This window comes from Sphingomonas sp. 66-10 (assembly GCF_001897045.1).
Classification (GTDB): domain Bacteria; phylum Pseudomonadota; class Alphaproteobacteria; order Sphingomonadales; family Sphingomonadaceae; genus Sphingomonas; species Sphingomonas lycopersici.
Window position 1 is genome coordinate 97,094 of record NZ_MKRR01000150.1, and the last position, 8,652, is coordinate 105,745.

At 66.0% G+C, this 8,652-nt stretch carries 6 protein-coding genes; 2 read left to right on the forward strand and 4 right to left on the reverse strand.

Annotation, left to right across the window (positions count from 1 at the left end; genetic code table 11):
- Both BGN95_RS23295 and BGN95_RS23300 read left to right on the forward strand, forming a co-directional pair.
- Positions 1-1,253 (forward strand): amidohydrolase (locus tag BGN95_RS23295; protein ID WP_286774157.1); only part of this gene is annotated, 1,253 nt, incomplete at its 5' end.
- 103 nt (positions 1,254-1,356) lie between these two features.
- Positions 1,357-2,640 (forward strand): type II restriction enzyme NmeDI-related protein, encoded by a 1,284-nt coding sequence (locus BGN95_RS23300; protein WP_286774158.1) that lies wholly within the window; start codon positions 1,357-1,359, stop codon positions 2,638-2,640.
- Positions 2,641-2,839: 199 nt separating this feature from the next.
- Here BGN95_RS23300 and BGN95_RS23305 read toward each other — a convergent pair whose 3' ends face one another.
- The 4 genes from BGN95_RS23305 to BGN95_RS23320 form a co-directional block, all read right to left on the reverse strand.
- Positions 2,840-4,081, reverse strand: a complete 1,242-nt coding sequence (locus BGN95_RS23305; RefSeq protein ID WP_286774159.1) for a hypothetical protein — start codon at positions 4,079-4,081, stop codon at positions 2,840-2,842.
- 144 nt (positions 4,082-4,225) lie between these two features.
- Positions 4,226-6,187, reverse strand: coding sequence for a S9 family peptidase (locus BGN95_RS23310; RefSeq protein WP_286774160.1), 1,962 nt, complete (start codon positions 6,185-6,187; stop codon positions 4,226-4,228).
- 100 nt (positions 6,188-6,287) lie between these two features.
- Positions 6,288-7,247 carry a DMT family transporter gene (locus BGN95_RS23315; RefSeq protein ID WP_286774161.1) on the reverse strand — a complete coding sequence of 320 codons (960 nt, stop codon included), beginning with the start codon at positions 7,245-7,247 and terminating at the stop codon, positions 6,288-6,290.
- On the reverse strand, positions 7,226-8,500 hold the full coding sequence (locus tag BGN95_RS23320) for a S41 family peptidase (protein WP_286774162.1): 1,275 nt from the start codon (positions 8,498-8,500) through the stop codon (positions 7,226-7,228). The genes BGN95_RS23315 and BGN95_RS23320 overlap by 22 nt, the downstream gene beginning before the upstream one ends.
- Positions 8,501-8,652 lie beyond the last annotated feature (152 nt).

An 8,652-nucleotide genomic window follows, 5' to 3' on the forward strand; every position in this document is an offset into this window, starting at 1 on the left:
AGGCGCGGATCCAGGCCTCGCTCGACAAGCAATATCCGCATCTCGACGCGCTCTATAAGGATCTCCACCAGCATCCCGAGCTCGGTTTCCAGGAGACGCGCACCGCCGGCCTGCTCGCCGCCGAGATGCGCAAGCTCGGCTTCACCGTCACCGAGGGGGTCGGCAAGACCGGCCTCGTCGCGATCCTCAAGAACGGCGAGGGGCCGACCGTGCTGGTGCGCACCGAGCTCGACGCGCTGCCGATGGAGGAAAAGACCGGCCTTCCCTATGCCAGCCGCGCGCAACAGCAGAAGGACGGCAAGACCTTCTTCGTCGATCACGCCTGCGGGCATGACAGCCATATGGCGTGGTGGGTCGGCGCCGCGGCCGCGCTGGTCGCGATCAAGGACCAGTGGCACGGCACGTTGATGTTCGTCGGCCAGCCGAGCGAGGAGACGGTGAGCGGCGCCAAGGCGATGATCGCCGACGGGCTGTTCAAGCGCTGGCCCAAGCCCGATTACGGCTTCGCCGCGCATGTCGGGCCGATGCCGCTCGGTCAGGTGATCGTGAAGGACGGGGTGGTCACTTCCGCCTCGGACAAGATCCTGATCACCTTCAACGGGGTCGGCGCGCACGGCTCGATGCCCGACAAGAGCATCGACCCGATCGTCATCGGCAGCCATTTCGTCACCGACGTGCAGAGCGTGATCAGCCGCGAGAAGGATCCCAATGCGTTCGGCGTGGTGACGGTCGGCGCGTTCAACGGTGGGACGGTCGACAATATCATCCCCGACCACGCCGATCTGATGCTCACGCTGCGCTCGCACGACAATGCGACGCGCAAATTGCTGATCGACGGGGTCGAGCGCACCGCGCGCGCGGCGGCGGCGATGGCGCGCGCGCCGGAGCCGGCGATCACGCATCCGTCGGGCACCAATGCGGTGCATAACGACGCAGCGCTGTCGGCGCGCACCGCAGCGGTGATGGCGGCGGCGTTCGGCAAGGATGCGGCCTATGTCCCGCCGACGCTGCCGGGCGGGAACGCCAGCGAGGATTTCTCGGTGTTCATCGACGAGGGCGTGCCCTCGGTATTCTTCGCGGTGGGCGGCTACGATCCGGCGATGATCGCGCGCTACAAGGCCGAGGGGAAGCCGCTGCCGGTCAACCACTCGCCGTTCTTCGCCCCGGTGCCCGAGCCGACGATCAAGCGCGGGGCGGAGACGCTGGCGCTGGCGGTGCTGACGGTGGCGGGGAATGGGGCGAAGGGGAAGTAGAAGAGACAAGCGATCCGGGGGCGCGGCTTAGCTCCGCCCCCACCCCCTGGGATCGAACGAGACGCGGCATTTCCACGCGCGTTCGACATGGGGGATTTGATACATGAACGATCGATCGGCGCTGATCCGGCAACTCATCGAATGCTGGCGCCTCGACGACGACGCATCCTATCGTAGCTGGTTTCTGTGGGAGGAGCGGCTCAAGAATTTCCGCTCGATCCGCCGCGGTATCCAGCAGATCGTTGCCGAGATCGCCGCGGGCAGCTTCGGGGTGGCCTATCGCGGATCATCGCTCGAAACCGTCGTCCATTCGATCGCCGAGCAGCGCCAGATCTTCAAAGGCGCCGACCACGCCTTTCTGTGGAAGCCCAAGCTGCGCATTCCCGACATTTACGAGAATCCCGCCAACCAGCGCGCCTTCGGCCGACTGCTCGACAATTGCCTTTGCTGCGGCAGCGCCGACGATGTGATCAAGCAGATTCGCACGATCGACGCGTTGCGCATTCGGGGGCTCGGGCCGGCCGTCGCCAACCTGCTCTATTTCCTCCACCCGACATTGATCCCGCCGTTCAACACCGCGATCGTCAAGGGGTATAACGCGCTCACCGGCGCGAAGGTGAAGCTTGGCAATTGGGAACAATTCCTGGCGATGCGCAGCGCGATTGTCGATCTCAACGAGGAATATCGCGATCTCCTGTCCAACGATCTCGGCGCGATCGGCGGGCTGCTGTTCGATATCGGCACCGGCCGCTATCCGCCGCCGCCGATCGACGATGCGGGTGCGGACGATTGGCGCGCGCGGCTCGACGCGGTCCGAACCGAAGCCGCGACGTTCAACAAACTTCAGCAAAAGCAGGGTGAAAACGATCGCAGCCATAGCGAGATGCAGGCCTGGCTACGCGATCTCGGGCTCGCGCTGGGCTATCGCGTGTGGATCGCCGCCAACGATCGCGGGCGACTGTACGGCGGGACGGCGCTTGGCACGCACTGCCTCGACCATCTTCCGCCGGAAATCGCCACCGCGCCCGGCGCCGACGCGATCCGGCTGATCGACGTGCTCTGGCTCGAGAAGGATTCGCCGCGCGTCGCGGCCGCCTATGAGGTCGAGCATTCGACATCGATCTATTCGGGCATCGTCCGCATGCTCGATCTCGCCTTGAGCGGCAGCGGCTTCCATGCGGCGGCGGGGCTGTTCCTTGTCGCGCCGGACGACCGCGAAAAGGAGGTGCGCGCGCAGGTCGCCCGACCTGCATTCAGGCGCATCGCCGATCTCGATATCTCTTACCTGCCCTATAGCGAACTTGCGGCGCATCGCGCGCAGATCGCCCGCTTCGGCACAGGGCTGAAAGCGATCCGCGCAATCGCCAAACCGTTGACGACGCAATAAAGCGACGCTCGGCTTCTTGGCCGAGCGGCGAGAATCTATTGCGATAGGAAAATGGTGCCAGAAGAACACTCCTACTGGGCACCCAAGAGGTTGATTTTCCACGCAAATCCGAAGTGGGAAATCGCTGGCACCATCAATAGCACCAACACATCGCCCGGAAAAGGCCGGACGTGCCCGGACGAGCCATCCGACCACCTGCTCAATAATAGCCGTAAGGCGGCCGGAAGGCGTGGTCGTCATCATCGCCGAACAGCTTGTTCTTCTCGAAGCGCTGCTCGAGGCCGTCAGCCGAAAGCGCCGCTTCGCGCGAGGCCAGCCGGCGCTCGGCCATCACCAGGAATTCGGCGACGCGCCCGGCTCGCTCTGCCAGATTCTCGGCGCGCAGATTGGCGACCAGCCGCCTCAGCCGATCGAGCGAGGCCATCTCCTCGAGCACCTCGTCCAGCGCCTTGCCGCGGCGTTCGGCGATGTGGTCGCGGCGCAGGGCCAGCTCGCGCAGCCGCCGCGCCTCCGCGTCCCGCCGCGCCTGCTCCTCGCGCTTGAGCCGGTCGTCCTTCTTCGCGGCAGCCAGCACGGCGATGCCGACCGCGATGTCGCTCGCCATGGTCTCGATCCGCTGGACCTTGGCATCCCTGAACGAACGCCGGGGGCTGCCGCCGAGCAGATATGACTGCTCCAGCTCGAACGCGAGCTGGCCGGTCGGGTGATAATCCCATTCGGGCCCGCGCAACGACGAGAAGGCGAAATCGTCGTCGTCCCAGCTGCCGGGGCTGTTCCAGCGCCGCGCGCGTCGCTTCCGGGCCGCCTCCTGTTCGGCCAATTCTTTCTCGGTCGGCACATGCTTTTCGCGTCGGACGCCTTCGCTGATCGAGAAAGCGATCGTCTCGCCGTCGCATTGGAAGCTCGCCGACTTCTCGCCTCGCGCCAGCTTGATCCCCAGGGCTTCCGCCGCCGCGGCGATCCGGCCGAGCGCGAGTTCGAGGCGGTCGATCGAGGCCGGTGCGACGCTCGCCTTGACGACGTTCAAGCCTTCCACGGTAACAAGTCCATTGATCGCGGAAGGCTTCGCCTTGCGGAGCTGGGCGATCGTCCGATCGACGATCGGGTTTGCCGGCAAGACCGCCTCTCCATCGATGGACGACGCGAGCAGGCGGGCATTCTCGCGGGCGGTCGCGATCAGCTCGGGCTCCGGCCGCAGTTCGCCGGCAGCGATCGTGATCCTGTCGGATATGCCAGCCTTGGCGTTCGGGAGCGGGGTTTGCTTGACTGCCTTGCCGGCGGCCTTCTTCGCCCACCATCCGAGCGGCGGGTTCGGAATGTCGTGCTTCTTGCATATCTTGTGGAGTGCGACGTCCGAGAGCGCGAACTCCTTCGCCAGGCGGGTCATGGGTTTCGACCACACCAGGTCGTAGAATTCCGCGCGGGTGAACGTCCTCGACATGCCAATCCTTGCCACTGTTGGAGACCTGGCGAAACGCCGCCGCACTCATCATCGCGACAATGATTGCCCGGCGCGCGACGGCGCAACTACCTCGAACTCGCCAACATCGTGGAACCTGCCGGCCAACGCACGCCGATGCGGCACCTAGCGGCTATCCGTGGCGTGAGGTGGCGCGGCTTCCCCGGAAGTCGATCGCCCCAGGAACCTGTCGAACCACGCGACCGTGCGCCTGCGCGAGTCGCTGGCGCTGTCTGTACCTCGAATCTCGTGACCTTCGTCGGGATAGATGACGAGGGACGTTTCGACGCCTTGGTCCTTCAGTGCCCGCCAATATTCGAGCGATTGCGTGGCCGGGACCTCGATGTCGCGCTCGCCGACATAGATCAGGGTCGGGGTCCTGGCCTTCAGGATATGGGTCAGCGGTGAAATGCGCGAATAAGCCTCGGGGTCGCGGTACATCGAGACGCTGAAATAGGGGATCATCCACTCGTTGATTCCATTGGTGCCATAGAGGCTGATCCAGTTGGAAATCCCGGCGATCGCCACGATCGCGGCGAACCTGCTGGTCTGGGTATTCGCCCACATCGCCATGTATCCACCATAGCTCCGACCCATCAGGCCGATCCGCGCGGGGTCGATCGGCACCGCCCGCTGGACCGCGTCGACACCGGCCAGGATATCGCGAAGGTCCCCGCCGCCGAAGTCGCGCCTGTTGGCGGCGGTAAAGGCCTCGCCCGCGCCGTAGCTGCCCCGGGGATTCGGAAGGAACACGTCATAGCCGTTCTCGACCAGCGCGGCCGTAATGCCGCCGCGCGCGATGAAGTTCGGCAACCACATGTTGGCAGGTCCGCCATGGACATTGACGATCAGCGCCGCGCTTTCTCCTGGTTGCCTCGTGACTGGTTCGAGCAGCCAGCCCTGCACCGAGCGACCGTCGCTCTGCCAGACGACGTTGCGCGCCCGAACCAGCGGGGCCTGGTCCGTGTTGGCGCTGGTGATCCTGCGTAGTGCTGCGATCGGACCGGCGTAGATTTCGGGCGCATTGGTAAAGTCCTGCATCACCATCGCGGCGACCGTGCCGTCGGCGCTGAACGCAACCGGTCCATGCGCCGAGGCGAAGCTTGCCTGCCGCGTCCACGTGCGTGCCAATCCCCGCTTGAACCCGAAGGTGCCGATGGACGCCGCCGGACCCGCCTGGGTCACCGCACGCAGGCCACCGCCGGTCCATTCGACAAACGACGTCGTGTAGGTTGATCCCTTCGTCCTGTTGACGGGCGTGCCGCCTCCAAAAGGGACGGTCCAGATGTCGCCGCCGGCTTCGCTGTAGTCGCTCATGAGACCGCCGACGAATGCCACCTGGCTGCCGTCGGGAGAGATCACGGGGAACCGCATCTGCGAGGACCCGGCAAGGATCTGCCTGCGCCTGCCGCTCGTCACATCGAAGGCATCAAGCGAGGCAACCCACCAGTTGGCGTCGCCGTCGCCCCGCGCACTCGTCGCGACCAACGTCCGGCCGTCCGGAGCCCAGCAGAACTCGTACACATACCTGTCCTGTGCCGTCAGCATCCTGGCGCGGGCAGGCTTGCCCTCGGCAAGCTCGTCGATGATGACGATCCGCTGCTCGTCCGCGATGGCGCCGATCTCGCCGACTTGGCGCCGGCCCGCCTGGGTTGCTCCGACTTCCTTGGCCGCCCCCTCCGTGACCAGCACTGCCAACCGCGTGCCGTCCGGCGAGAGGCGCGGCGCGGTAGCGAGGCCCTCGAAGTCCGCGACGCGTCGCGCGACGCGGCCGCGCATCAGGTAGACCGACGTCCGCCGCCCCGCAGCCTCTCGCGCGACGAACGCCAACATGTTGCCCCGCCCCCAGGCAGGGCTGGAATAGGTACAGGTGAGGCATGGATCGAGCCGCTGGAGTTCTCGTCCGCTCCGCACGGCCCGTATCACGATGGCCGGATGATCCGCATTGGCCACGCCTGTCCTTGCCTCGATCGTCGCGACAAGCGTCCCATCCGGGGAGAGCGCGACGTCGGCGAAGCGTGTCCCCGCGCTTGCCGATCCGGCTCCAAGCGCGAGGACGATCGAAATGAGGATGGCGGGTAGCTTCATCGGCTATGCCCTTCGGGAGGATGATGGCGCGGCGAGCGGTGCCCGTAGGGTGTGGAAGATCCGCGTTCGGCATCGACGCAGCGGACAGGGCCGTCGGCAATCACCGGGCACGCGATATCTCGGCGATCGCTATACCCAGCAGGATGAATAGCAGCGCCACGGCTTGGTAGAGCCCGAAGGCCTCGCCCAGGAGCAGCACCGCGAGCAGGGCGCCGAATGCCGGAACGAGGTTGATGAACAGGCCTGCCCGGCTCGGTCCGATCAGTGCGACCGACCGAATGAAAAACATCTGGGCGAGCAGCGACGCGATCAGCGCGACGTAGAGCAGGATCATCCAACCCTTGAGCGACGGCAGTTGTAGCGTCCCTGCCGCAGCCTCGATCCCGATTAGCGGCAACGACGTGATGCACCCGGCGGTCGCGAGGCCGAAAAGCAACCCGACGGCATTGTTGCCCCGTCCGCTATCCTGGCCGCGCAGCATCACCGTGAAGCTTGCGTAGGAAACGCAGGCACCCAGCATGATCAAGACACCGGCATCGGGCTTGAAGGCGGAAAGGGTCTCCAGGCGGCCCCTGCTCGAGACTACCAGGCAGCCGGCCACGCTGGCCGCGACCCCGATCGCCTGGCCGGCGGCAATTCTCTCGCGATGGAATACCAGCCCGCCCAGCAGCACAAGCACGGGAATCGTCCCCTGGACGATCGAAAGGTTGACCGCGCTGGTATGATGGGCGGCTAGATAGCTCAGCGCGCTGTTTCCGGTGAAGCCGATCGCTCCCATGCCCAGGACCCTGTATCGATGGCGAAGGAGCGTCGGCGCGGCTTCGACGATCTGCCGCCTGCAGGTCAGCCCCAGGAGCACGAGGACCAACAACCATCGTGCCCCTGCAAGGAGCATCGGCGAAATCTCGCCGACCGCCATGCGGCTGGCCACGACGTTGCCGCCCCAGGCGAGGGCCGCACAGACCAGCAGCAGATAGGGTCGCTGAAAAAGACGCGACGTGCGAGCGGCGCGCGCGCCGGATTCTCGTGGGGGTTCGCTCACGCCGCGGTTGATCGCCAATGGGCGATTGCAGCGTCCAGAGCGATGTCCCTGCCACGTGCGAAGGATGTCCAGTCGGGCGCCACCGGGAGGTCGGGCACGACTGCAAGGTCTCCGGGAGCCCCGAAGCGATAGGCTGCGGTCGAGCAGCCGACCTTCAGGCCCGAGTTCGGCAGCGTAAAGGTCTGTAGTTCCTGGTATCCGTTCGGCCGCGCGCCCGCCGGCTCGCCGACCAGAAGAGCCTCGGTCTCGCGCCGAAAATCGGTCGCATTGGTCATCGCCGCCGAGAAGGTCTTGCGCCCGATGAGCACGAACAGTCGTCCGGCGCGGTTAAGCGCAGGCATCTCCTGCAACGGCGCGATGATATGCTCTCTCGGCAGCGTGTAGTTACCGCCCGAGTTCTCGCGAAGGTCGATGACGAGCACACGAGGGGGTGCACCGTGCAGGTCCGCGAAGAACCGTGCCGCCAGCTGCGGAAGGTTTTCGTAGCCGCGGAAATTGAGATGAACGACGCTGCCGTTCTCGAGCCTGCGCCAAGCGAAGCCGCGGTCGGGAAGGTCGGGCAGGCGAGGGCCGAGCGCATGCGCCAACCCATCGTCGGCCTTGCCGCCGGACATCGCTTCGATGACGTGCTCGCTATGCACGCTGGTCGCGCTCGTCGCTTCGAGAGTGATCCGATCGGGTGACTTCGCTACGCCGAGCGCTGCCAACAGCTCGGCCCGCCGCAGGCGATCCGGTCGCTGCCCGAGGACATACCATGGCGTCTCTGCCTGTGGGATGACCCGGTCGAGCCGCCTTGCGATCGCACGCGGGCCGAGACCGTCCAAACGCTCGATGCGCGAGCCGAGCAGCCAGCCGTATTCCGGAGCTGTGCGTACCACCCGGATTTCATCGCCGAACCACGCCGTTTCGAACGGATAGGATCGATACAGGCCTTTGGCGAACAGGAAGGTGTGACCGTCGCCCGCCAGCGCGACGACGTGCTGGATTCCGGCGATGACACGCCACGACTCCATCTCGCCGCAGCGCGCGCACAGGTTCTCGATGCCCGCTCGGTACCTCGGCTCCGGCGTGTGGTGGAACAAGTCGCGATGCCGGCGGCGCAGTCCCTCGAACAGGAAACGGATGTCCTCGCGCCACTGCGTCCCCGTCAAGGCGGAGGTCGGTGTGCCCGCTACTGGCGTGCCCGCGATCGCCGCGCCGCTCGTGGCGACGATCGCCGCCGCGAGTATGTCGCGCCGCGACAGCGCGGCGGATGTCCGTTGGATCGTCACGACGTCATTCCGGCAGGTATTGGCAAGAAGAGGCCCCGCCGGCTCGATCGGGGCGACACTTGGCACCCGATGCCCTCGCCATCGTCCTCGGGCGATCCGCTACACATGCCGGTGCTAGCCGCCATGCTGGCTGCAGATCAGGTCGACGACAC

Bases quoted from the DNA above. Each gene is read 5' to 3' on its own strand.
- BGN95_RS23310 (WP_286774160.1), bottom strand. From the start codon at position 6,187: ATGAAGCTACCCGCCATCCTCATTTCGATCGTCCTCGCGCTTGGAGCC.
- BGN95_RS23300 (WP_286774158.1), top strand. From the start codon at position 1,357: ATGAACGATCGATCGGCGCTGATCCGGCAACTCATCGAATGCTGGCGC.
- BGN95_RS23305 (WP_286774159.1), bottom strand. From the start codon at position 4,081: ATGTCGAGGACGTTCACCCGCGCGGAATTCTACGACCTGGTGTGGTCG.